The following is a 22,891-nucleotide window of genomic DNA, read 5'->3' as shown; positions in this document are numbered from 1 at the left end:
CGCTGATCGAGCGGACCCCTGTTGATCGAGCGGAGCCGAGACCCCGATGGAGATCTCGGCTCCGCTCGATCGGCGTGAGGGGCGCGTCGATCGGCGCCGCGGTCGCGTCGATCAGTGCGTCGTCACCTGGTATGTCTCATCTGCCGGGTCCGAATCGGACGCCCGACGACGACCTGCGAGAATTCAGTGGACGCCGAGTGCGTCCGGTGCCACCATTGTTCAGTGAGTACACCATCGTCCGGTGCGGCGCCGGAACTCGACCCCACCTCCGACAAGCTCGACGCGGGCGTCCTCAAGATCGCCGGAGTCGTGATCTTCGGCGCGATCATGTCGATCCTCGACATCACGGTCGTCAACGTCGCGATCCCCACCTTCCAGGACGTCTTCGACACCAGCTACACGTATGCCGCCTGGTCGATGACCGGATACACCCTCGCGCTGGCGACGGTGATCCCGCTGACCGGGTGGGCGGCCGACCGGTTCGGCACCAAACGCCTGTACATGCTCGCGCTGGTGCTGTTCGTCCTCGGCTCCATTCTCTGCAGCACCTCGTGGAACATCACCTCGCTCATCGCCTTCCGTGTGATCCAGGGACTCGGCGGCGGCATGCTGATGCCGCTGGGCATGACGATCATGACCCACGCGGCCGGACCGCAGCGAGTAGGCCGAGTCATGGCCATCATGGGTGTCCCGATGCTGCTCGGTCCCATCATGGGACCGATTCTCGGCGGCTGGCTGATCGAGTACTTCAGCTGGCACTGGATCTTCTTGATCAACGTGCCGATCGGCGCGGTCGCCTGGATCCTGGCGCTGATCGTGCTCAAACCGGACGCGCCGCAGCCGTCCGAGTCGTTCGACTTCGTCGGCATGCTCCTGGCCTCGCCGGGTCTGGCGCTGTTCCTGTTCGGCGTCTCGTCGATCCCGGGGGAGGGCACGGTCGCATCGGCGCGGGTCCTCATTCCCGGCATCATCGGGCTGATCCTGCTCGCCGTCTTCGTCTGGCATGCGCTGCGCGTGGACCATCCGCTGATCGACCTGAGTCTGTTCGCGAACCGGGACCTCACGTTCGCGGTCCTCACCATGGTGTTCTTCGCGATGGCGTTCTTCGGTGCCGCGCTGCTCCTGCCCAGCTATCTGCAGCAGGTCCGCGGTGAGACAACCCTGACCGCGGGTCTGCTCATCGCACCGCAGGGCCTCGGCGCCATGCTCACCATGCCCATCGCGGGTCGCCTCGTGGACAAGATCGGCCCCGGCCGCGTCGTCCTGACCGGTCTGGTCGTCATCGTCATCGGACTGTCGTTCTTCACCCAGGTCGCCGCCGACACCCCGCTGTGGCAGATCGAGACCGCACTGTTCGTGATGGGTCTGGGCATGGGCGCCACGATGATGCCGACGATGACGGCGGCACTGCAGACGCTCAATCACCAGCAGGTGGCGCGCGGCAGCACCCTGATGAACATCGTCAATCAGACGGGCAGTTCGATGGGCACGGCGGTCATCTCGGTGGTGTTGACGACGCTCCTGGCACGGTACACGCTCGCCCAGCCCGCGATCGGCGCCCAGATGAACCCGAAGCTCCGCGACACGATCCCGCCCGACGTGGTCAGTGAGGGGCTCGACCAGGCCGCGTCCGCGTTCGCGCACACGTGGACAGTCTCGGTGTGCCTGGTCGCGGTGACCCTGATCCCCGCGTTCTTCCTGCGACGGGGCAAGCCCGCCGACGTGTAATCCCGAGGCGTCCCCGTCGCCGGTTGAGCCGCTCGGCGCGCCGACTTGAGCGAGCGGAGCGTCGAGATGAGCATCCGCGGCCCTCACCGACATGAGCGGCACTCCCGAGTGCCGCTCATGTCGCTATATGCCGCGGATGCAGGGCCTTGGCACTAGCCCAACCGGTCGAGGACCGCGGCGACCGCCTCGTCGTCGGCGGCGTGCGACCACGTCGACATCCAGCCGGACGCCGCGAGGTCCGAATACGCGCGATAGACGCCCGCCTGGAGGTCGCGATCACGTTCGTAGTGGTCCATCGGGCGGTCGGCGTCGGTGGCGGCGCGTCCGGACGAGCGAGCCATCGCGACCTCCGGCGGCACGCCGAGCAGAAGCTGATGGTCGGGCGTGGGCAGTCGGAACCTGCCGTACTCGAGGTCGGCCACCCAGTCGACGACCGGCGACGAACCGATCGTCTCGCCGAGACGGGCCGCGCTGTACGCCGCGCTGGAGGCCACGTAGCGATCGCACAGCACGAGGTCGTGGTCGGCGCACGCGGTCCGCAGCGCGGTCCCCGCAGCGGCGCGGTCGAGGGCGAACATGATCGCCATGCCGTACACGCTGTCGCGGAGGTCGCCGTGTTCGCCGTGCAACGCCTCGGACGCGAGGTCGGCCGTGATCGACTCGCCGTACCGCGGGAACGTGAACGTGGTGACCCGCGCACCGCGTGCGGTCGCCTCGTTGTGGATGCGGCCGACGATCGTCCGTTTGCCTGCTCCGTCCAGACCTTCGATTGCCACCAGAATGCCCACGAGTCACAGTCTACGGGCTGCGACGGAGTCTGCACTGCCGGCCGGTGAGCGCCGCTTCCGGCGCGTCGGAAGGCCTTCCGGCAGAAGAAGTGACACCATTGGGTGCCATGAAGCCACGCATCCTGGTCGTCGACGACGACGCTGCTCTAGCCGAGATGCTGACGATCGTGCTTCGCAACGAGGGATTCGAGCCGTTCGTCGTCGGTGACGGGACGCAGGCGCTCACCGCGGTCCGTGAAGTGCGACCCGACCTGGTGCTCCTCGACCTGATGCTGCCCGGCATGAACGGCATCGACGTGTGCCGCGTCCTACGCGCGGACTCGGGGGTACCGATCGTCATGCTGACCGCGAAGTCGGACACCGTCGACGTGGTGCTGGGACTCGAATCGGGTGCCGACGACTACATGGTGAAGCCGTTCAAGCCGAAGGAGCTCGTCGCGCGGATCCGCGCGCGGCTGCGTCGTACCGAGGACGAGCCGGCCGAACTGCTCGCGATCGGGCCCGTTCAGATCGACGTGCCCGCGCATAAGGTGACCCGCGACGGCGTGCCGATCTCGTTGACGCCCTTGGAGTTCGACCTTCTGGTGGCGCTCGCCCGCAAACCACGTCAGGTGTTCACGCGCGACGTGCTGCTCGAACAGGTGTGGGGGTACCGGCATCCCGCCGATACCCGTCTGGTGAACGTGCACGTGCAGCGTCTGCGCGCGAAGGTGGAGACCGATCCGGAGAATCCGGAGATCGTGCTCACGGTGAGAGGGGTCGGCTACAAGGCCGGACCGCCATGAGCGGTCGACGCCGGTTCAACCGGTTCATCGCACGCATCCAACGCGCGGCCGCCTCTGTCGGCCGCGCGTTCGGCACGTTGTGGTCGCGTTCGCTGCAGTTGCGGGTCGTCGTGTCGACGCTGGTGCTGTCGTTCGTCGTCCTGCTCGTGGTCGGGTTCCTGCTCATCAGCCAGATCACCGGGCGGCTCCTCGAAGCCAAGCAGGCGGCCGCTATGGAGGAGGTCGATCGCGCGCGCGGCGCCGTGGAACGTGTGCTCAGCTCCACCGATGCGACGTCGTCGGCGCAGAATCTGATGGCCCGGGCCCGCTCGGTCCTCTCCGACACCGACTCGGAGACCGCGCAGTCCTCGCCGGGAGTGGGGACCTTCGACAGCGTGCTGACCGTCGGCGGTCGGGGATCGGTCGACTCGGGTCTGTCCGTGGGACCGATCGACGAGATCCCACGGTCGCTGCAGTCGATGGTCGGCAGCGGGCAGGTGGCCTACCAGTACACCTCCATCGTGCGCGACGGCGACACGGTGCCCGGCCTGGTGATCGGGACACCGGTGGAGTCACCGGTGCAGGATCTCGAGCTGTATCTGGTCTTCCCGCTCAGCGGCGAGGAGAACACGGTCGACCTGGTGCGGGGCACTCTGCTGATCGGCGGGGTGGTGCTTCTCGGACTCCTGGCGGCGATCGCCTGGCTGGTGTCGCGGCAGGTGATCGCGCCGCTGCGGTCGGCGTCACGGATCGCGGTCCGATTCGCCGACGGACGCCTCACCGAACGCATGCCGGTCAACGGGGAGGACGAGTTCGCGCGGTTGGCGGTCAGTTTCAACGACATGGCCGAGAGCCTGGCCAAGCAGATCACGCATCTGGAGGAGTTCGGAGGACTTCAGCGCCAGTTCACCAGCGACGTCAGCCACGAGCTGCGGACCCCGCTGACGACCGTCAAGATGGCTGCCGACCTGCTCTACGAGAGCCGTGACGACCTCGACGAGATGCAGCGACGGTCGGTGGAGCTGCTGTCGAAGGAACTCGACAGGTTCGAGACGCTGCTCACCGAACTCTTGGAGATCTCCCGCCATGACGCGGGGATGGCCGACCTCGCCGCCGAGCGGATGGACATGGCGATCCCGATCGACGGCGCGGTGTCGACGGTGACCCATCTGGCCGCCGAGTCGGGCACCGAACTGGTCGTCAACCTGCCCGCCGAGCCGGTGATCGCCGAGATCGATCCGCGCCGGGTGGAACGGATCCTGCGCAACCTCCTGGCCAACGCCATCGATCACGGTGAGCACCGTCCGGTCACCCTGACCATGCGATCGGACGGCGACGCGGTCGCGATCACCGTTCGCGACCAGGGGATCGGACTCCGTCCGGGCGAGGAGAAGCTCGTATTCAACAGGTTCTGGAGGTCGGACCCGTCCCGCGTCCGACGGTCCGGCGGCACCGGCCTCGGTCTGGCGATCAGCATCGAGGACGCCCGCCTGCACGCCGGTCGTCTCGAGGCCTGGGGCGAGCCCGGCAACGGATCCAGCTTCCGCCTGACGCTGCCACTGCTGCGCGGACACAAACTCCTCGGCAGTCCGCTGCCCCTCAAGCCGAATCCGGAGGTGACCAAGTGACCGGTCGCTCGTCGATGCGGGCGGCGCGTGCGGGCGTCGCCGTTCTGCTGGTGATCGCCGCGGCGGTCCTCGCGGGCTGCGTGTCGGTGCCCGACTCGTCCGCGCCTCAGCCGATCGGGACGTTCAGCCGCAAGGACCCGGCGGGCGCGGTACCCGTCCCGCGTCGCTCGGACGATCCGGAGACGTTGTCGCGCAACTTCCTCAAGGCGATGGCCGACCCCAGCTCGGGGCATCGGGCGGCGCGCAAATTCCTCACGTCGACGGCCTCCGGCCGGTGGGACGATCAGGGCGGCACGACGATCGTCGACAACGTCGGAGTGGTGATCGACGAGCGGACCGAGAGCGCCGTCCGGCTCCGGATCACCGCGGACAAGGTCGGTGTGCTCAGCGACGCGGGACAGCTGCTGCCCGCCGACGGTCAGATGGTGATGCCGGTGTCCCTGACCCGGGTCCGAGGTTCATGGCGTGTCTCCGGCGATCTGCCGCGCGGCGCCGTCACCGATCGCGGCCAGTTCCTGATCGCGTATCGGCAGGTCAACCTGTACTTCCCGGATCGCACCATGACCCGGCTGGTGACCGACCCCCGGTGGCTGTTCGGCGCCTCCACCGATCCGACCGATGCGGTGTCCCTGCTGCTGCGCGGACCGTCGCCGGATCTGGCCGGGGCGATCGGCTCGGGCGCCGACCGCGGCGCCAGTCTGTCTGGACAGGTCACCGTCGACGGCGATTCGGTGATCGTCAACCTGGACAACGTGTCCGACGACGACACTCGCAACCGCACGGTCCTGGCCGCGCAGTTGATCTGGACGCTCGACAGCGCAGACGTCACCGGAACCTATGTCCTCAACGCCGACGACGCCCCGCTGGTACCCGGTCACAACGGCGGGTGGCGGACCGCCGACGTCGCGTCGTTCGAACCGGACAGCGAGCACGGGCCGCTGCCGTTGCACCTGGTGTACAAGGGCGCTCTCGTCCGATCGACGGCCGGCCACACCATCCCCGTCCCGGGTGAGCTCGGCGCCACGCGCGATGTGCGGGCGGCGGCCGTGACCGTCGACTCCCGCCGGGCGGCGGCGGTCCTCGCGCGCGGACCCCGTCCGACGCTCGTCGAGGGGCCGTACGGCGGAGAGCCGACCGAGATCGCCTCCGGGACGACGATCACGTCGCCGTCGTACGGGGCCGATCAATCGACCGGCTACGCGATCATCGACGGTCGTCCGATCCAGTGGTCGTACAACGCACAGGGCGCGCCGAGCATCGTCGACCTGGATGTGAGCGCGGTCCGCGCGGCCGTGCCCGGCCCGATCACCGCTCTGCGAGTCGCGCCCGACGGGGTGCGCGTGGCTCTCGTCGTGGCCGGTCGCCCGATGCTCGCCGCGCTGACGACCAACGAACGCGGCGTTCCCTCGCTGACCGGAGTGCGGCCCGCGGCTCTCGACATCGACACCGCGGTGCAGGACATCGCCTGGTCGGGGTCGACGGTGATGTACGCGGTCCGCTCCGGCGACGACTCACCGGTCATGCGGATCGCGTTGGCGGGGGGACCGGCGGTCGGGCTGGTCGCAGGCAACCTGAAGCCACCGCTGACCGCGGTCGGCGCCGGTGAGGACACCGTCTACGTCGCCGACACCCAGGGCGTGCAGCAGCTCGGGACCGGGTCCGGACGCCCCGACCAGTACTGGACGGCGGTCACCGCCGAACCCGTGCCCGACACGATCCCGGTGGTGCCCGCCGGATAGTGCGGGCCGCGCCTGTGCACGACGCGGATGACACCGTGCGGCGTCTCGGCGATGATGAGCCCGTGGGCGCGATTGGACCGGTGCGAACGCTGCGGCGGATCGCCGCGGCGGTCGGCGACCTGGCCGTCCCGCTGCTGTGCGGCGGTTGCGGGCGCCCCGACACCCCGTGGTGTCCGACATGCGATCGATGTCTGAGCGATGTCCCGCGCGCGCTGACCCCGAGGGTCGAGACGGGTGCCCCGGTGTGGGCGCTCGGTCGGTACGACGGTCCGCTGCGGGCGTCGGTGCTCGCGCTGAAGGAACACGGTCGGACCGACCTCGCGCCGGTGCTCGGCGGCGGCCTCGCGGATGCGCTGATCACGTTGGCACGGTGGGGCGATCTGCCCGCGGGTCGGCGGATGCTGTTGGTGCCCGCCCCGACCCGCGCTGCGGCGGCGCGGCGACGGGGCGGCGATCCGGTCACCGCGATGTGTGCGTCCGCCGTACGAGGCCTGGGTCCTCGTGCGGCGGTGGCCCCGCTGCTGGTGACCGCGGCATCCGCGCGGGACTCCGCGGGCCTCGGGGCGGGGGCCCGCGCCGCGAATCTCGCCGGGGCCGTCCGGCTGACGCGGACCCCGCCGTCCGCTGCGACGTCGTCGGACTCGATCGTCGTTCTGGTCGACGACGTGGTGACGACCGGGGCGACGGCGGCGGCGTCGACACGGCTGCTCGCCCGGGCGGGTGTGGAGGTCGCTGCGGTACTCGCCGTCGCCGGGGTATGACGTCGACCACGTCCCGGCGGCACAAGTGCGGCGAATACAGGACTCGCGGCCGATTAATTGAAGAAAACATGGCCGGAAACCGAGTTTGCGGATACCTTCGGAAGTGGCAGTGATGAACGTCGAGTGCCGGGAGGTGAAGCACCTTTTCTCCGAGCTGGACGATACTGCTGTGGCCGGGGAGGCATCACTGTCTGATGTGCACCAGCACTGCTGCGCACGCGAATCCATGAGTAGTGATTCCTGCAGTGCGCCAAGCGAATTGGTATCTCATCGGACGGCAGTCCGAGTGAGAGGAACCAGAGGAGGAACTCGATATGACGGTCGTTCACCGCAAAGGTCAGCGCGAACCGAAGGGTCCCGAGCCGCAGACACGAGAGGAATTGGCGGCCGCGTTCACACCGCCGCCCAATTCGTCGAATGCAGGCGAGCTGTCCGTTCCGAACGCAGACGTCTCGTGGAACGGGCGCAATGTGGAGATTCCCGACCACTTCCGCGCATATCTGGGTGACAAGCTCTCGCGACTGGAGCATTTCGACGATTCGATCTTCCGTTTCGACGTCGTGCTCTATCACGAGCCCAACCGTCGACAGGCCAAACAGAGTCAGGTGGTGGAAGTCACGGCCGTGGGCCGCGGCCCGATAATCCGGGCGCAGGGCGCGGGCGAGAACTTCTACGCCGCGACCGAACTGGCCTTCGAGAAACTACAGAAGAGGCTGCGTCGTTCCAAGCGGCGCAAGCAGATCCGCAAGGACGGCCCCAACCGGGCGACGTCGCTCGCGGAGGCGTCCGCAGTCGCGATGCCGCCGGTCGGCGAGGTCGGCGACGTCGACGGTGCGGCCGATCCGTGGGACGACGGTGTCGACGAGTACCGGCCCGGGCAGGTGGTGCGCGTCAAGGACCACCCGGCCTCGCCGATGACCGTCGACGACGCGCTCTACGAGATGGAACTGGTGGGACACGACTTCTTCCTGTTCCACGACAAGGAGACCGACCGGCCGTCCGTGGTGTACCGCAGGCACGCCTACGACTACGGATTGATCCGACTGTCCTGACGTCCTGACCGCCCCATCGGGCCGCCTCCGCAACCGTGTGGAGGCGGCCCGATCCGCTGCTGTGCCGTGTCTGCGACATGCACCGATCAGCGCGCCCCGTACCATAGAGGCCGGGACTGTCCGGTCCGGCGGCGCACGCGTCGGCGGCCGGCGGCGAACTCGACCGCCTATCAAGAGGATTACCGTTGCTCAACAAGCTGCTCCGACTCGGCGAAGGACGTCTGGTCAAGCGACTGGACTCGTACGCGACGAGCGTCGAGGCGCTCTCCGGCGAGATGGAAGCGCTCAGCGACGACGAACTGCGGGCAAAGACCAACGAGTTCAAGGAACGTCTGGACCAGGGCGAGACGCTCGACGACATCCTGCTCGAGGCCTTCGCCGTCGCTCGTGAGGCATCGTGGCGCGTGCTCGACCAGAAGCACTTCCACGTGCAGATCATGGGCGGTGCGGCGCTGCACTTCGGCAACATCGCCGAGATGAAGACCGGTGAGGGCAAGACGCTGACCTGTGTCCTTCCGGCGTACTTGAACGCGTTGAGCGGTAAGGGCGTTCACGTCGTGACCGTGAACGACTACCTCGCCAAGCGCGACGCCGAGCAGATGGGCCGTGTGCACCGGTTCCTCGGCCTGGAGACGTCGGTGATCCTGACCGGGATGAGCCCGGACGCCCGCCGCATCGCCTATGCGGCCGACATCACCTACGGTACGAACAACGAGTTCGGCTTCGACTACCTGCGCGACAACATGGCGCATTCGCTCGAAGACCTGGTGCAGCGCGGACACAACTTCGCCGTGGTCGACGAGGTCGACTCGATCCTCATCGACGAGGCGCGGACCCCGCTGATCATCTCGGGTCCGGCCGACTCCTCGAGCAAGTGGTACACCGAGTTCGCGCGGATCGCCCCGCTGCTGGAGAAGGACGTCCACTACGAGGTCGACATCAAGAAGAAGACCGTCGGCGTCCACGAGTCCGGCGTCGAATTCGTCGAGGACCGTCTCGGCATCGACAACCTGTACGAACCGGAGAACTCGCAGCTGGTCAGCTACCTGAACAACGCGATCAAGGTCAAGGAGCTGTTCCACCGGGACAAGGACTACATCGTCCGCAAGGGCGACGTGATGATCGTCGACGAGTTCACCGGCCGTGTACTCGACGGCCGCCGCTTCAACGAGGGTCTGCACCAGGCCATCGAGGCGAAGGAGGGCGTCGAGATCAAAGCCGAGAACCAGACGCTCGCCACGATCACCCTGCAGAACTACTTCCGGCTGTACGACACCCTCTCGGGCATGACCGGTACGGCCGAGACCGAGGCCGCCGAGTTCCAGCAGATCTACAAGCTGGGCGTCGTGCAGATCCCGACGAACAAGCCGATGATCCGCGACGATCAGGGCGACCTCATCTACAAGTCCGAGGAGGCCAAGTTCGCGGCCGTCGTCGACGACATCGTCGAACGGCACGAGAAGGGCCAGCCGATCCTGATCGGCACCACGAGCGTCGAGCGCTCCGAGTACCTGTCGAACAAGCTCACCGAGGCCGAGGTCCCGCACTCGGTGCTGAACGCGAAGTTCCACGAGCAGGAGGCGCAGATCGTCGCCGAGGCCGGGCGTCTCGGCGGTGTGACCGTCGCGACGAACATGGCCGGTCGAGGCACCGACGTCGTCCTCGGCGGCAACCCGGACATCATCGCCGACACCCGTCTGCGCAAGGCCGGACTCGACCCGGTGAACACCCCGGACGAGTACGAGGCGGCGTGGGAGGAGGCGATCACGGTCGCCCGCGAGGCCGCCGCGTCGGAGGCCAAGGACGTCATCGAGGCGGGCGGGCTCTACGTGCTCGGCACCGAGCGTCACGAGTCCCGGCGCATCGACAACCAGCTGCGCGGTCGATCCGGCCGTCAGGGCGATCCCGGCGTGTCCCGGTTCTACCTGTCCCTCGGTGACGAGCTGATGCGCCGATTCAACGGTGCGGCGCTCGAGACGATCATGACGCGTGTCAATCTGCCGGACGACGTTCCGATCGAGGCGAAGATGGTCACCCGGGCCATCCGCAGCGCGCAGACGCAGGTCGAGGAACAGAACTTCGAGATCCGCAAGAACGTCCTCAAGTACGACGAGGTGATGAACTCCCAGCGCAAGGTGGTCTACGCCGAGCGCCGCGAGATCCTCGAGGGGGAGAGTCACCGCGATCAGATCCGCGCCATGGTGGCCGTCGTGGTCGGCGCCTACGTCGACGGTGCGACCGAGGTCGGCTACGCCGAGGACTGGGACCTCGACACGTTGTGGACGGCGCTGAAGAACCTGTACCCGGTGGGTGTCGAGGCCGCTGACGTCGTGGAGGAGGACGCCGACGGCGGTCGCGGAGACATCTCGCGCGAGGAGCTCCGCGAGAAGCTCGTCGACGACGCGCTCGCCGCCTACGACAAGCGTGTCGCGGACATCATCGAGATGGCGGGCGAACAGGGCATGGCCAACCTCGAGCGTTCGGTGCTCCTGCAGGTTCTGGACCGCAAGTGGCGCGATCACCTCTACGAGATGGACTACCTCCGCGAGGGCATCCACCTGCGGTCGATGGCGCAGCGCGACCCGGTGGTCGAGTACCAGCGCGAGGGCTTCGACATGTTCAACGCCATGCTCGACGCGATGAAGGAGGAGACCGTCTCCATCCTGTTCAACGCGCAGGTCCAGGTCGAGGCGCCCGCGCCGGCGTTGGGCACGTCGGTCAGCGACATGCTGGCCGGTCTGGGCGGCGACTCTTCGACCGAGGACGAGTCGGAGTACATGTTCAGCGGACCCGACGAGGACGGCGACGCGACGGTGCGCTCGGAGGCCGACGAGCTCGCCGCGGCACTCGCGGCGCCCGCTCCCGAGCGGCCGCAGGCGCCGACGGGAAGCCGTAAGGAGCGTCGCGAGGCCGAGCGTCGCAACCGCCGCAAGAAGTAGAACGTGACCGTAGTGCCCGGCAGCGATCGCTGCCGGGCACTACTGTTGTCGCCATGAGTGCTGGACTGGCCGCGCTTTTGGACGACATCGCGGTGCTGGCGAAGATGAGCGCCGCGTCGTTGGACGATGTCGCCGCGGGCGCAGCCAAGGCGAGCACGAAGGCGATCGGCGTCGTCGTCGACGACACCGCGGTGACACCCCGTTACGTCCACGGGGTGCGCCCGCAGCGGGAGCTGCCGATCATCGGCAGGATCGCGAAGGGGTCACTGCGCAACAAGCTGCTGATCATCCTCCCGGTCGCATTGATCCTGAGCCAGTGGCTGCCGTGGCTGCTGACCCCGATCCTGATGGTCGGCGGCACCTATCTGTGCTTCGAAGGCGCGGAGAAGGTGTGGGAGTGGATCTCCGGGCACGGAAAGGCGTCCGAGACCGCCGAGCAGATCGGCGACGATCAGGAGAAGTCCGTCGTCTCCGGTGCGATCCGCACCGACTTCATCCTGTCCGCGGAGATCATGGTGATCGCACTGAACGAGGTGGTCGACGAGCCGTTCGTGGCCCGTGCGGTGATCCTGGTGATCGTCGGCATCCTGATCACGGCGCTGGTGTACGGAGTGGTGGCCGTGATCGTGAAGATGGACGACGTCGGCCTCGCCCTGGCCGAGCGACAGGCGCGGGCGGTCTCCGCCTTCGGCCGCGGACTGGTCACCGCCATGCCGGTGGTCCTGACGGTCCTGAGCACGGTCGGCGTGATCGCCATGTGCTGGGTCGGCGGCCACATCGTCCTGCAGGGCGCCGACGAACTCGGCTGGGCTCTCCCGTACTCGGTGGTGCACCACGTCGAGCACTGGGCGGCCGGTCTCATCGAGTCGATCGGCGACGTCGTCGGCTGGATCGCCGGCACCCTGTGCTCGGCGGTCTTCGGCGTCGTCTGGGGCGCCCTCGTGCTCGCGGCGTCCCGCGGTGCCGCAGTGCTGCGGCACCGCGGAGCGCACTGACCCCTCGGACGACGTCCGCGCTACGTCGGCGTGTCGCGGAACCGAACCGGGCTCCGGTGCGTCCAACCGGTATGAGCACCTTCACACAGATCCGGCCAGACACCGTTCCCCTGTCACCCGCGGCGCCGGTCGGCCCGCCCGTCGAATCGGCCCGCATGGCGCGCACCTTCGCGGTGAACGTCGTCGGTCGGATCCTGGAGGTGCTGGACGGCCGCCGCCCGTGCGAGCACCTCACCCCGGCCGTGAGTGAGGAGGTGTTCGCGCAGGTGGCTCTGGCCCTGCGGCGCCGGGAGGACGTGATCGCACACGCTCCGATGCGCGGTCCGACCGCCCGACTCCGCCGGATGCACCTGCAGATGGCGTCGGCGACGGCGGCGAACTACTTCGGCACCGTCGAACGAGGACTACGGACCCGAGCCGTCGCCGGCCGAGTGGAGTTGCACCGGATCGTCATGCCGGGCAGGCGGGCCCAGACCCGGTGGATGCTGGCGGAGTTCGGCATCGTGTGACCTGCTGCGCGCCTCGGCGGCCGGAGGACTCTCGCGACACGGCCTAGACTCGAACCCATCATGGTGAATCGATTGTCGGCCGAGGACTCGATGTACTACTTCCTCGACGGAGCCGGGACGAGTGCGCTGACGGGGGCGCTGCTGATCATCGACCCCGTCGAGGGCGGGGGCCGACGCGTCGACTATCCCGCCCTGGTGTCGACGGTGGAACATCGGCTGCAACTGGTCCCGAGGTACCGACAGATCGTCAAGGAGATCGCACTCGGACTCGGGCGACCGGTGTGGGTGGACGACCCGGACTTCGACGTGACCTTCCACGTCCGGCTCTCCGCCCTGCCCCAGCCGGGGTCGGCGCTGCAGCTCGAGGAGTTGATCGCGCGGCTGATGTCGCGGCCGCTGGACCGGTCGCGACCGCTGTGGGAGATGTACCTGATCGAGGGTCTGGGGGACGGTCGCATCGCGTTGTTGACCAAATCGCATCGGTGTCTGATCGACGGCGCCGACAATCGGGAGCTCAGCGAGGTCGTCACCGATGCGACACCGGAGCCGGTGACGCTGGACGAGGACCTGTGGATGCCCGGCGAACCGCCCGGGCAGGCCTCGATGGCCGTCGGAGCGCTCGCCGAGGCGATGGCCCGGCCCGGGGAGCTCGTCGAGTCGCTCCTGCGCGGCAACGGCCCGGTCGCGGACGTCTGGTCGGTCGCGGACCGGTCGGCTCGTCTGGTTGCGTCGACCGTGCAGCAGCTGATCAACACGGCACCCGACAGTCCGCTCAACGAGGTGACCACCTCGCTGCGCCTGTTCACGACCGGCCGGATCTCCCGACAGGACTGCATGCGGGTGGCCGCCCGCTTCGACTGCACGTTCAACGACGTGCTGCTCGCGGTGGTCGCCGGGGTGCTCCGGCGGTGGATGCTGTCGGTGACCGATTCGGTCGGCCACGGGGAGACGGTCCGGGTGATCCTTCCGTTGCGCGCACGTGACGTCGAGGCCCAGGCCGTCGGGCAGGACTCGTGGATGCCCGTCGACGGACCGGAGTTCGTGACGGACCTCCCGGTCGGCGAAGACTCGCCCGCGGTCCGGTTGATGCAGGTCGCGGGACTCGCCGATCGATATGCCGGGTCGACCCGTCGGCTGGCGCCCGAACTGAAGCCGCTGCTGCCCGATCTCGGTGTCGTCCCGTTCGGCGAGTTGTCCGCGCGCGCCTTCAGCAGCATCTTTCAGCGCCCGTACAACGTGCCGATCTCGATGAGCGGATCGGTGTCCGACCGATATCTCGCAGGCGGGCGTGTCGCCGAGGTGTACACGCTGCCGACGCTCGCCGCGCAGCGCGCGCTCGCGATCAGCGTCAACCAGTACGGCGACGCGGTGCAGTTCGCCTTCCTCGCCGACCGCGCCGTCGTCGAAGACCTCCCGGCGATGGCCGGATATCTGCTCGAGTCGTTCGACGAACTGCTGCACGCCGGACCGGGCGAGCCCTCGACTAGATGAACCTTGACCCGATGAACCTTGACCTCCGATGAACCTTGACCTCCGATGAAGGGACTATGCCGATGCGCGTCTACCTGCCCGCGACCCTGTCCATGATCGGCGAGTTCACCGCCGACACCGACAACGCGTTCACCCCGCTCGGGGGCACCGGCTTCGCGGTGACCCCGACGCTGCGGGAGGCGTACACCTCCGGCGACGACGAGGAGCTCGGCGAGGTCGCGCTGCGGGAGGCCGCCCGCGCGTCCCTGAGACTGCTGTCGACCGACGAGTCCGACCTCCCGCCGCGCCGCGTGGTCGTGGTGGCCGACGTCGACGCACAGGTGCGTCCCGACCTCGACGACGCCGTCGTCCGGGTCTCCGGCTCGGTGCCCAACGGGGACATCGTCGCGGTGCATGTCGACGGCGCCGCCGCGGAGTCCGCGGTGCGTGCCGCCGTCGAGGTGATTGACGCCGCGGACCTCGGCGACCAGGACGCCGAACTGGTCCTCGGCGACGTCGAGGACCACGACCTCGGCTGGTATGCGACGCAAGAACTGCCCTTCCTGCTGGAGCTGCTGTAGGTCGGTCCGATTCCGGTCAGAAAGTGACCGGATCTTCCTCGGCCAATCCGGACAGGAACGGTCCTGTTCTCCTGTCAGACTGATGGCACACGCAGATCAGACCACTTGGAGGACAACATGTACGCACCCGCCCGCGACACCGAGATCGACACCTTCGCCGGATACATCGACCAGCAGCTCGATCACCTGCGCGCCGCGCTGTACGGGCTCACCGAAGAGCAGGCGAGGACGACGCCGTGCGCCGGCGCGCTCTCGGTCGGCGGCATTCTCAAGCACGTCGCCCAGTCGCTGCCCGCGGCCACCGCCAGACTGCGCGGCGAACCGCTCGACCGCGTCTTCGACGAGGCCGCCTTCGCCGAGTACATGTCCGGATTCGCCTTGACCGACGATGAGACCGCCGCCGACCTCGTCGTTCGGTTCGACGCGGACCGCATCGACTACCTGGCCGCCGTCCGAGCATGTGATCCGGACGGTGAGTCGACGGAGCCGCCGGCTCCCTGGAACGGGATCTTCGACCCGCGTCCGATCAACAACCGCTTCTACCTCGGCCACCAGATCGAGGAGTTCGCGCGGCACGCCGGGCATGCCGACATCATCCGCGAGCAGATCGACGGGCAGTCGGTGCCCGGGCTCGTGCTGGCCCTGTCCGGTGCGCCCGCCAACGACTTCTTCACCCCGTTCGTGCCCGTACCCGGAACCCTCCTGTCCTGAGATGCGCCGGTCGGCCTCGACCCGCTAACCTACGGAGGCGTAAGTTAGCGGTTCGAGGATCGGACCGGAGCGCATACGGAGGAGTCGAGTGATGAGTTGGCGGGAACGATTCGAGGCGCCGGTCGCCGGGGTCGCCGGGAGCAAGGCCACCAACTGGGTGCGGGCCGCGGCCGCGCGGATCACCACGCCGCTGCTGCCGGACGACTACCTGCATCTGCTCAACCCGCTGTGGTCGGCGCGGGAACTGCGCGGCAAGGTCGTCGCCGTGACCCCGGTGACCGCCGACAGCGCCACCATCGTCATCGAGCCGGGGTGGGGCTTCTCCTTCGACTACCACCCGGGCCAGTACATCGGGATCGGCGTTCTCGTGGAAGGTCGATGGACGTGGCGTTCCTATTCGCTGACCTCGGAGCCCGCCGGTTCCGCGGCGGAGCGGACCGTGGCGATCACGGTCAAGGCGATGCCGGAGGGCTTCCTGTCCTCGCACCTGGTGAACGGACTCAAGCCGGGCACCGTCGTGCGTCTGGCCGCGCCCGCGGGCGAGTTCGTCCTGCCCGATCCGCCGCCGGCGAAGCTGCTGTTCGCCACCGCGGGCAGCGGAGTCACCCCGATCATCTCGATGCTGCGCACGATGGCGCGCCGCGGCGGTCGCGTCGACGCCGTTCTCGTGCACTCGGCGCCCGACGAGGACTCGGTCCTGTTCGTCGACGAGCTGCGCCGCTTCGCCGCCGACGGCCTCATCGACCTGCGGCTGCGATTGACCGGCGTCGACGGTCGGCTCGACGCCGCGAGCCTGGACGAGCTCGTCCCGGACTGGGGCGATCGCCAGACGTGGGCGTGCGGGCCGGGCGGCTTCATCGACATGCTCGGTGGGATGTTCGACGACCGCGGGATCCGGAGTCGACTGCACGTCGAGCGGTTCGCCCTCGAACGCGGCGCAGCCGGAGCGCAGGGCGGCACGGTGACCTTCGGACGCGGCGGCAAGAAGATCGAGGCCGACGGCGCGCAGACACTCCTGGAAGCCGGTGAGGAGGCGGGTGTGCTCATGCCGTTCGGCTGCCGCATGGGCATCTGCCAGAGTTGCGTCGTCATGCTCGACAAGGGGTGTGTCCGGGACTTGCGGACCGGTGTCGAGCACGTCGAAGGCGAGCGTGTGCAGACCTGTGTGACCGCCGCCGCAGGCGACTGCACGCTGGACGTCTAGACAACCTACGCTCCCGTAACCTACGATTGCGTAGGTTAGTTTTCCACGAGGGAGAGGGTGACGATGGCGATCGCCGACATTCCAGAGTATGCGCATCTGACCGGTGCCGACGTCGAGGCGCTGGGCGCCGAACTCGATGCGATCCGGGCCGATATCGAGGCCGACCGCGGGGAGCGCGACGCGCGCTATCTGCGCAACACGATCCGCCTGCAGCGCGGTCTCGAGTTCACCGGGCGCATGCTGACGATGGGGGCGAGCCGGAGATCTCTCTGGTGGGCGGGAGCGGGCACGCTCGGCGTCGCGAAGATCATCGAGAACATGGAGCTCGGGCACAATGTGATGCACGGGCAGTGGGACTGGATGAACGATCCCGAGGTGCACTCCACATCGTGGGAGTGGGACAACACCGGGCCGAGTGCGCACTGGAAGCACACGCACAACTACATCCACCACAAGTACACCAACGTGCTCGGCATGGACGACGATGTGGGCTACGGTCTGCTCCGGGTGACCCGCGATCAGCGGTGGCGGCCGTTCTACCTCGGCAACATCGCGTACAACACGCTGCTCGCGGTGTTCTTCGAGTACGGGGTCGCCGCACAGCATCTCGAACTCGGCAAGAAGCGGAAGACCCCGGAGGCCAAGGCCGCGCTCAAACGCGACCTGGCCGACGTCGGCCGCAAGATCGGGCGTCAGGTCGGCAAGGACTACGTGCTGGCACCGGCGATCTCCGGTGTGCTGAACCGTTCGTCGCGCGCCGCACGCAAGACGGCCGGCGCGAACCTGCTGGCCAACGTCATCCGCAACCTGTGGACCAACGCGGTGATCTTCTGCGGCCACTTCCCGGACGGCGCCGAGAAGTTCACCAAGGCCGATATGGACAATGAGACGCAGGGTCAGTGGTACCTGCGGCAGATGCTCGGCAGCGCCAACTTCCGGTGCGGTCCGACGCTGGCGTTCATGAGCGGCAACCTGTCGTACCAGATCGAGCACCACCTCTTCCCGGATCTGCCGAGCAACCGGCTCGCCGAGATCTCGGTGCGGGTGCGCGCGCTCTGCGAGAAGTACGATCTGCCGTACACGACGGGATCCTTCCCGGTGCAGTACGCGAAGTCGTGGCGGACCATCGCGAAGCTCTCGCTTCCCAACAAGTACCTCAAGGACACCGCCGACGACGCGCCCGAGACGGCGTCCGAACGACGCTTCCGCGCGGACGGCGAACCGCGCCTGGTGTCGTCGGTCGATCAGCGGACGGGGCGTCGTCGCGGGCTGAAGTCGGCGATCGCGGACAACCGCGAACGCCGCCGCGAGCGCGCTAGCGCATAATAGGCGTTATGGCGATCTCAGACATCAATGAGTACGCGCACCTGACCGATGCGGACGTCGAGGCTCTCGGACACGAGCTCGACGCGCTGCGTCGTGAGGTCGAGGCGGACCGGGGGGAGCGCGACGCGCGGTATCTGCGGCGCACGATCCGTGCGCAGCGGTCCCTGGAGATCCTCGGCCGCGTCGCCCTCCTGGGCAGTCATCGCAGGTCCCTGTGGTGGTTGGGCACCGGTGCGCTCTCGCTGGCGAAGATCATCGAGAACATGGAGCTCGGGCACAATGTGATGCACGGGCAGTGGGACTGGATGAACGATCCCGAGGTGCACTCCACGTCGTGGGAGTGGGACATGGTGTGCGCCTCGCCGCATTGGAAGCACTCCCACAACTTCATCCATCACAAGTACACGAACGTGATCGGGATGGATCACGATGTGGGCTACAAGATCCTGCGTGTGACACGCGACGAGCCGTGGGAGCCCCGGCGTGCGTTCCAGCCGTTCTTCAACGTGATGCTGGCGACCACGTTCGAGTGGGGCATCGCCCTGCACGACCTCGAACTCAAAGAGGTGATCGCCGGACGCAAGCCGATGGAGGTGGCGCGCCCCGAGATCCGGAAGTTCGTACACAAGGCCGGCCGCCAGATGGCCAAGGACTACGTGCTGTTCCCCGCGGTGTCAGGCCCGAACTTCCTTCACACGCTGAAGGCGAATCTGACGGCGAACTTCGTCCGCAACCTGTGGGCGTACGTGGTGATCTTCTGCGGTCACTTCCCGGACGGCGCCGAGAAGTTCACGATGGACACGCTGGAGAACGAGACGCAGGGTCAGTGGTACCTGCGGCAGATGCTCGGCAGCGCGAACTTCGAAGCCGGTCCGGTCCTCGGGTTCATGAGCGGCAACCTGTCGTACCAGATCGAGCACCACCTGTTTCCGGACCTGCCGAGCAACCGGTACGCCGACATGTCGGTGCGGGTGCGCGAACTCTGCGACAAGTACGACCTGCCGTACAACACCGGTTCGTTCACCATGCAGTACCTGCGGACCCTCCGCACCATCAACAAACTCGCGCTCCCGGACCGCTTCCTGTGGGACACCGTCGACGATGCGCCCGAGACCGCGTCGGAGCGTCGGTTCGACGCGATCAAACCGCGTGCGAAGGGTCTGCGGACGGCGATCGCCGAGCTGAAGGCGCGACGTAAGAGGGGCGAACCGGTCCGACGCTGACGCGCCGAACGCTACCGGCCGGACGAGTCCGGGCTCTGCCGGTCGAGCGGCGCCCCGATGGTCGGGCGGAGTCGAGACCCCTCCGGTGTCACTCGCGCCAGTGGTACGGGTGCGCGGAGCCGACGGCTGTGTCAGGTCGTCTCACGGGCATCGGACGCGGTCTCGACCTCGGGATCGGCGGGCCCCGTCGCGGACACCGACTGCAGCAACTCCCGGACGGCCATCGCACGACGATGCGAGGCGCCGTCCAACGCGTCGAGCGCGCATTCCGGGTCGGCGGGCGGGCCGAGGTGCGTGCAGCCGCGGGGACAGTCGTCGATGGCGTCGCGCAGGTCGTCGAAGGCGTCGACGATCTCGTCGGGAGTGACGTGGGCGAGCCCGAAGGAACGGATGCCGGGGGTGTCGACCACCCAGCCGCGCACACCGTCGGCGGTCTCGGGAAGTGCGAGGACCACCGACTGGGTGGACGTGTGGCGGCCCTTGCCGACGCCGGAGACGATGCCCGTCGCCCGGTCGGCGTCGGGCACGAGACGATTCACCAGGGTCGACTTGCCGACGCCGGAGTGACCGATCAACGCGGTGAGCTTGTGCGCGAGGATCTCCTGCAGCTCGCCGATCCCGTCGTCGCGGCCGGCGATCACCACGCGCAGATCGAGGTCGGCGAAGTGGGAGACGAACTCGTCGGGGTCGGCGAGGTCGGACTTGGTCAGACAGAGGACGGGCGACAGGCCGCCCGCGTACGCGGCGGCGAGAGCGCGCTCGACGAAACCGGTGCGCGGCGGAGGGTCGGCGAGCGCGGTGACGATCAGGAGCTGGTCGGCGTTGGCGACGACGATCCGCTCGTACGGGTCGGTGTCGTCCGCGGTGCGGCGCAGGACGGTTCGCCGTTCCTCGACGCGGACGATGCGGGCCAGGGTGTCGGGTCGGCCGGAGAGATCGCCCACCACGCCGACGCGATCGCCGACCACGACGGGCGTGCGGCCGAGTTCGCGGGCCCGCATGGTGACCACACGGCGGTCCGGATCGTCGTCGAGCACCACACCCCAGCGGCCGCGGTCCACCGACACGACCATCGCGGTCTCGGCGTCGTCGTGCTTGGGTCTGGTCTTGGTGCGCGGACGGCTGCCCTTGCCCGGTCGGATGCGAACATCCGACTCGTCGTAGCTCCCCGCGCGGCGGCTCACGACGCAGACCCGGCCATCGTCTCCCACATCGACACGAAGTCGGGCAGAGTCTTCGACGTGGTCGCCACGTTCTCGATCTCGACGCCCGGAACCACAAGGCCCAGAAGCGAACCCGCCGTCGCCATCCGGTGGTCGGCATAGGTGTGCCAGACGCCCGCGCGCAGTGGCACGCCGACGATCCTCAGTCCGTCGTCGGTCTCCGTCACATCGCCGCCGAGCCGGTTGATCTCGGTGGCCAGGGCGGCGAGGCGGTCGGTCTCGTGTCCGCGCAGATGGGCGATGCCGCGCAGCGTCGACGCGCCGTCGGCCAGAGCGGCGAGCGCGGCGACGGTCGGCGTGAGTTCGCCGACATCGTGCAGATCGATGTCGATCGCCCGGAGTCGATCGGGGCCCGTCACGGTGAGCAGACCGTCGTCGGAGCGGGCGGCGGTGGCGCCCATCAGCTCGAGAATCGTGGTGATCTCGGCGCCGGGTTGGGTGGTGGCCGTCGGCCAGCGGGGGACGCTGACGCGGCCGCCCGTCGCGGCGGCGGCGGCCAGGAACGCCGCGGCGTTCGACAGATCGGGTTCGATCGCCCAGTCGACGGCGCGGATCGGTCCGGGCGCCACAGTCCAGGACGCTCCGTCGAAGGAGACGGCGGCGCCGGCCTCGCGCAACATGTCGACGGTCATCTCGATGTGCGGCATGGACGGGACCGGCGGACCGTCGTGAGTGATCGTCACGCCGTCGGTGAATCGTGCCGCCGACAGCAGCAGTCCCGACACGAACTGCGACGACGCCGACGCGTCGACGGTCACCGGACCGCCGGCGAGCGCGCCCGTGCCGTGCACGGTAAACGGCAGGCTCGACCCGTCGATGGACGCCCCAAGATCGCGGAGGGCGTCCAGCACGGTGTGCAGCGGGCGGCTGCGGGCCTGCTCGTCGCCGTCGAATTCGACGTCGCCGGCGGCCAGCGCGCCGACCGCGGGCAGGAAGCGCATCACGGTTCCGGCCAGGCCGCAGTCGATGCGGCCGCCGTGCAGGGGAGCGGGAGTCACATCGACGGTGGTGGGGTCGTCAGGGGCGGGGGAGATCCCGACGCCCATGGCGGCGAGTGCGTCGAGCATGAGGTCGGTGTCGCGGCTGCGCAGCGTGCCGGTGATCTGAGACGGTCCGTCGGCGAGCGCCGCCAGGATCAGTGCGCGGTTGGTGATCGACTTGGATCCGGGCAGGTCGACGACGGCGTCGACGGGCGTGCTGACAGACGGAGACGGCCAGGTGCTCATGCGCTCCAGTGTTTCATGGTGCATGCGTCACCGGTCAGCGCAGGTCGCGGCGCAGTGGATGGTCCGCCGGGATCTGCACCAGGATCAGCGCGCGACCGTCCGGATCGTGCACGGTCATCTCGATCAGGCCCCACGGCTTGGTCTCCGGTTCGGCGACAATCGGAACCCCGGCCGTGGCCAGCTCGCCGCGTGCGGCGGCGACGTCGCGCACCTGCAGCCACAGCACATCGCCGACGCCGTCGCGGGCGGGCATGTGCGCGGGGATCTCGATCAGTCCGGCTCCGGCATGGAAGACGGTGCCGCCCGGATACTCCCGCGCGACGGCCAGCCCGAGGACGTCCCGGTAGAAGTCGGTGAGGGTCTGCGGGTCGGCCGAGGTCAGCAGGGTGCGGCTGGTCAGGATCTCCATGGGAGCCAGCGTATCGAGGTTCGCCGAGCGGGACGCCCATACGAGACTCCGCGACGCGGGCCGGTCGAAAGCCCGTCGACGGCCGACGGCTGCCGGTACGTTTCCAGTGGTGGCCGCGACCGAGTGCGTCACCGCCGTCGACATCGTGGAGCGGAGCGGCCATGCCTCAGACCAGTGCGGGAATCCTGTTGTGGCGGCGGCGGTCCGACGACGTCGAGGTGCTCTTGGTCCATCCGGGCGGGCCGTTCTTCGCGCGGAAGGACGATGGTTTCTGGTCGATCCCGAAAGGGCTGGTCGAACCGGGGGAGGACCTGCTCGTCGCCGCTCGCCGTGAGTTCGCCGAGGAGACCGGCCACCAGGCGCCCGACGGCGACGCCGTCGATCTCGGCCAGGCGCGGCTCAAGTCCGGCAAACGGGTGCACGTGTTCGCGCTGGAGGGCGACCTCGACCCGGAGACGGTCGTGAGCAACACGTTCGAGACGGTGTGGCCGCCGCGATCCGGTCGGACGCAGACGTTCCCCGAAGTCGACCGCGCCGCGTGGTTCACCAGGGCGGAAGCCGCGACGAAGCTCAACGCGGCACAGGCCGAGATCGTGATGCGTGTGGAATGGTAGG

At 68.4% G+C, this 22,891-nt stretch carries 20 protein-coding genes; 16 read left to right on the top strand and 4 right to left on the bottom strand.

Features of this window, described 5'->3' with window-relative positions; all coding sequences use genetic code 11:
• Nucleotides 1-222 precede the first annotated feature (222 nt).
• Nucleotides 223-1,728 carry a DHA2 family efflux MFS transporter permease subunit gene (locus tag BKA16_RS20870; RefSeq protein ID WP_183372473.1) on the top strand — a complete coding sequence of 502 codons (1,506 nt, stop codon included), beginning with the start codon at nt 223-225 and terminating at the stop codon, nt 1,726-1,728.
• Between the two features lie 152 nt (nt 1,729-1,880).
• Here the strand turns inward: BKA16_RS20870 and BKA16_RS20865 are convergent, their stop codons facing one another.
• Nucleotides 1,881-2,516 (bottom strand): dTMP kinase, encoded by a 636-nt coding sequence (locus BKA16_RS20865; protein ID WP_183372472.1) that lies wholly within the window; start codon nt 2,514-2,516, stop codon nt 1,881-1,883.
• Nucleotides 2,517-2,623: 107 nt separating this feature from the next.
• Between BKA16_RS20865 and mtrA the strand changes: the two genes are divergently transcribed.
• The 14 genes from mtrA to BKA16_RS20795 all read left to right on the top strand — a co-directional run bounded on the left by mtrA (nt 2,624) and on the right by BKA16_RS20795 (nt 19,418).
• Nucleotides 2,624-3,301, top strand: a complete 678-nt coding sequence (mtrA, locus tag BKA16_RS20860; protein ID WP_387995862.1) for an MtrAB system response regulator MtrA — start codon at nt 2,624-2,626, stop codon at nt 3,299-3,301.
• Nucleotides 3,298-4,908 (top strand): MtrAB system histidine kinase MtrB, encoded by a 1,611-nt coding sequence (gene mtrB / locus BKA16_RS20855; protein WP_183372470.1) that lies wholly within the window; start codon nt 3,298-3,300, stop codon nt 4,906-4,908. The genes mtrA and mtrB overlap by 4 nt, the downstream gene beginning before the upstream one ends.
• Nucleotides 4,905-6,647 carry an LpqB family beta-propeller domain-containing protein gene (locus BKA16_RS20850; RefSeq protein WP_343067551.1) on the top strand — a complete coding sequence of 581 codons (1,743 nt, stop codon included), beginning with the start codon at nt 4,905-4,907 and terminating at the stop codon, nt 6,645-6,647. The genes mtrB and BKA16_RS20850 overlap by 4 nt, the downstream gene beginning before the upstream one ends.
• Before the next feature lie 62 nt (nt 6,648-6,709).
• Nucleotides 6,710-7,408 (top strand): ComF family protein, encoded by a 699-nt coding sequence (locus BKA16_RS20845; RefSeq protein ID WP_343067550.1) that lies wholly within the window; start codon nt 6,710-6,712, stop codon nt 7,406-7,408.
• A 314-nt stretch (nt 7,409-7,722) separates the two neighbouring features.
• Entirely contained in the window at nt 7,723-8,460 is a 738-nt protein-coding gene (hpf, locus tag BKA16_RS20840; RefSeq protein ID WP_183372469.1) for a ribosome hibernation-promoting factor, HPF/YfiA family, read from the top strand.
• Between the two features lie 185 nt (nt 8,461-8,645).
• Entirely contained in the window at nt 8,646-11,399 is a 2,754-nt protein-coding gene (secA, locus tag BKA16_RS20835; RefSeq protein ID WP_183372468.1) for a preprotein translocase subunit SecA, read from the top strand.
• Nucleotides 11,400-11,452: 53 nt separating this feature from the next.
• Nucleotides 11,453-12,394 carry a DUF808 domain-containing protein gene (locus BKA16_RS20830; RefSeq protein WP_183372467.1) on the top strand — a complete coding sequence of 314 codons (942 nt, stop codon included), beginning with the start codon at nt 11,453-11,455 and terminating at the stop codon, nt 12,392-12,394.
• 71 nt (nt 12,395-12,465) lie between these two features.
• Nucleotides 12,466-12,903: an Rv3235 family protein gene (locus BKA16_RS20825; protein WP_183372466.1), complete on the top strand. Its 438-nt coding sequence runs from the start codon at nt 12,466-12,468 to the stop codon at nt 12,901-12,903.
• Nucleotides 12,904-12,963: 60 nt separating this feature from the next.
• Nucleotides 12,964-14,394 carry a wax ester/triacylglycerol synthase family O-acyltransferase gene (locus tag BKA16_RS20820; protein WP_183372465.1) on the top strand — a complete coding sequence of 477 codons (1,431 nt, stop codon included), beginning with the start codon at nt 12,964-12,966 and terminating at the stop codon, nt 14,392-14,394.
• Nucleotides 14,395-14,456: 62 nt separating this feature from the next.
• Nucleotides 14,457-14,954, top strand: coding sequence for a DUF6912 family protein (locus BKA16_RS20815; RefSeq protein ID WP_183373220.1), 498 nt, complete (start codon nt 14,457-14,459; stop codon nt 14,952-14,954).
• A gap of 117 nt (nt 14,955-15,071) precedes the next feature.
• Nucleotides 15,072-15,665, top strand: coding sequence for a mycothiol transferase (locus BKA16_RS20810; RefSeq protein ID WP_183372464.1), 594 nt, complete (start codon nt 15,072-15,074; stop codon nt 15,663-15,665).
• A gap of 91 nt (nt 15,666-15,756) precedes the next feature.
• The gene (locus tag BKA16_RS20805) at nt 15,757-16,869 is read left to right on the top strand and encodes a ferredoxin reductase (RefSeq protein ID WP_183372463.1); all 1,113 of its coding nucleotides are present in this window, start codon (nt 15,757-15,759) and stop codon (nt 16,867-16,869) included.
• Between the two features lie 63 nt (nt 16,870-16,932).
• On the top strand, nt 16,933-18,195 hold the full coding sequence (locus BKA16_RS20800; RefSeq protein ID WP_183372462.1) for a fatty acid desaturase family protein: 1,263 nt from the start codon (nt 16,933-16,935) through the stop codon (nt 18,193-18,195).
• An 8-nt stretch (nt 18,196-18,203) separates the two neighbouring features.
• On the top strand, nt 18,204-19,418 hold the full coding sequence (locus tag BKA16_RS20795; RefSeq protein WP_183372461.1) for a fatty acid desaturase family protein: 1,215 nt from the start codon (nt 18,204-18,206) through the stop codon (nt 19,416-19,418).
• 131 nt (nt 19,419-19,549) lie between these two features.
• On the opposite strand, the gene rsgA is transcribed toward BKA16_RS20795, so the two are convergent.
• Genes rsgA through BKA16_RS20780 form a run of 3 tightly spaced genes read right to left on the bottom strand, consistent with a single transcriptional unit; the run spans nt 19,550 to nt 22,276 of the window.
• Nucleotides 19,550-20,602, bottom strand: coding sequence for a ribosome small subunit-dependent GTPase A (gene rsgA, locus BKA16_RS20790; protein ID WP_183372460.1), 1,053 nt, complete (start codon nt 20,600-20,602; stop codon nt 19,550-19,552).
• Nucleotides 20,599-21,867, bottom strand: a complete 1,269-nt coding sequence (gene aroA / locus BKA16_RS20785; protein WP_183372459.1) for a 3-phosphoshikimate 1-carboxyvinyltransferase — start codon at nt 21,865-21,867, stop codon at nt 20,599-20,601. Before aroA ends, rsgA begins: the two co-directional genes overlap by 4 nt.
• A gap of 34 nt (nt 21,868-21,901) precedes the next feature.
• Complete coding sequence (locus tag BKA16_RS20780) at nt 21,902-22,276, bottom strand: VOC family protein (RefSeq protein WP_183372458.1); 375 nt, start codon at nt 22,274-22,276, stop codon at nt 21,902-21,904.
• Nucleotides 22,277-22,437: 161 nt separating this feature from the next.
• On the opposite strand from BKA16_RS20780, the gene BKA16_RS20775 reads away from it, so the two are divergent.
• Nucleotides 22,438-22,890 (top strand): NUDIX hydrolase, encoded by a 453-nt coding sequence (locus tag BKA16_RS20775; protein WP_183372457.1) that lies wholly within the window; start codon nt 22,438-22,440, stop codon nt 22,888-22,890.
• Nucleotide 22,891: the final 1 nt, after the last annotated feature.

Source organism: Gordonia humi, assembly GCF_014197435.1.
Classification (GTDB): domain Bacteria; phylum Actinomycetota; class Actinomycetes; order Mycobacteriales; family Mycobacteriaceae; genus Gordonia; species Gordonia humi.
This window is presented reverse-complemented; position numbering and strand designations above follow the sequence as displayed.

What these genes read in the sequence shown, in the direction of transcription:
- BKA16_RS20810 (WP_183372464.1), top strand. Translation starts at nt 15,072, where the DNA reads ATGTACGCACCCGCCCGCGACACCGAGATCGACACCTTCGCCGGATAC.
- BKA16_RS20805 (WP_183372463.1), top strand. Translation starts at nt 15,757, where the DNA reads ATGAGTTGGCGGGAACGATTCGAGGCGCCGGTCGCCGGGGTCGCCGGG.
- aroA (WP_183372459.1), bottom strand. Translation starts at nt 21,867, where the DNA reads ATGAGCACCTGGCCGTCTCCGTCTGTCAGCACGCCCGTCGACGCCGTC.
- BKA16_RS20815 (WP_183373220.1), top strand. Translation starts at nt 14,457, where the DNA reads ATGCGCGTCTACCTGCCCGCGACCCTGTCCATGATCGGCGAGTTCACC.
- BKA16_RS20825 (WP_183372466.1), top strand. Translation starts at nt 12,466, where the DNA reads ATGAGCACCTTCACACAGATCCGGCCAGACACCGTTCCCCTGTCACCC.
- BKA16_RS20795 (WP_183372461.1), top strand. Translation starts at nt 18,204, where the DNA reads ATGGCGATCTCAGACATCAATGAGTACGCGCACCTGACCGATGCGGAC.
- hpf (WP_183372469.1), top strand. Translation starts at nt 7,723, where the DNA reads ATGACGGTCGTTCACCGCAAAGGTCAGCGCGAACCGAAGGGTCCCGAG.
- BKA16_RS20780 (WP_183372458.1), bottom strand. Translation starts at nt 22,276, where the DNA reads ATGGAGATCCTGACCAGCCGCACCCTGCTGACCTCGGCCGACCCGCAG.
- BKA16_RS20830 (WP_183372467.1), top strand. Translation starts at nt 11,453, where the DNA reads ATGAGTGCTGGACTGGCCGCGCTTTTGGACGACATCGCGGTGCTGGCG.
- BKA16_RS20775 (WP_183372457.1), top strand. Translation starts at nt 22,438, where the DNA reads ATGCCTCAGACCAGTGCGGGAATCCTGTTGTGGCGGCGGCGGTCCGAC.
- BKA16_RS20800 (WP_183372462.1), top strand. Translation starts at nt 16,933, where the DNA reads ATGGCGATCGCCGACATTCCAGAGTATGCGCATCTGACCGGTGCCGAC.
- mtrA (WP_387995862.1), top strand. Translation starts at nt 2,624, where the DNA reads ATGAAGCCACGCATCCTGGTCGTCGACGACGACGCTGCTCTAGCCGAG.
- mtrB (WP_183372470.1), top strand. Translation starts at nt 3,298, where the DNA reads ATGAGCGGTCGACGCCGGTTCAACCGGTTCATCGCACGCATCCAACGC.
- BKA16_RS20820 (WP_183372465.1), top strand. Translation starts at nt 12,964, where the DNA reads ATGGTGAATCGATTGTCGGCCGAGGACTCGATGTACTACTTCCTCGAC.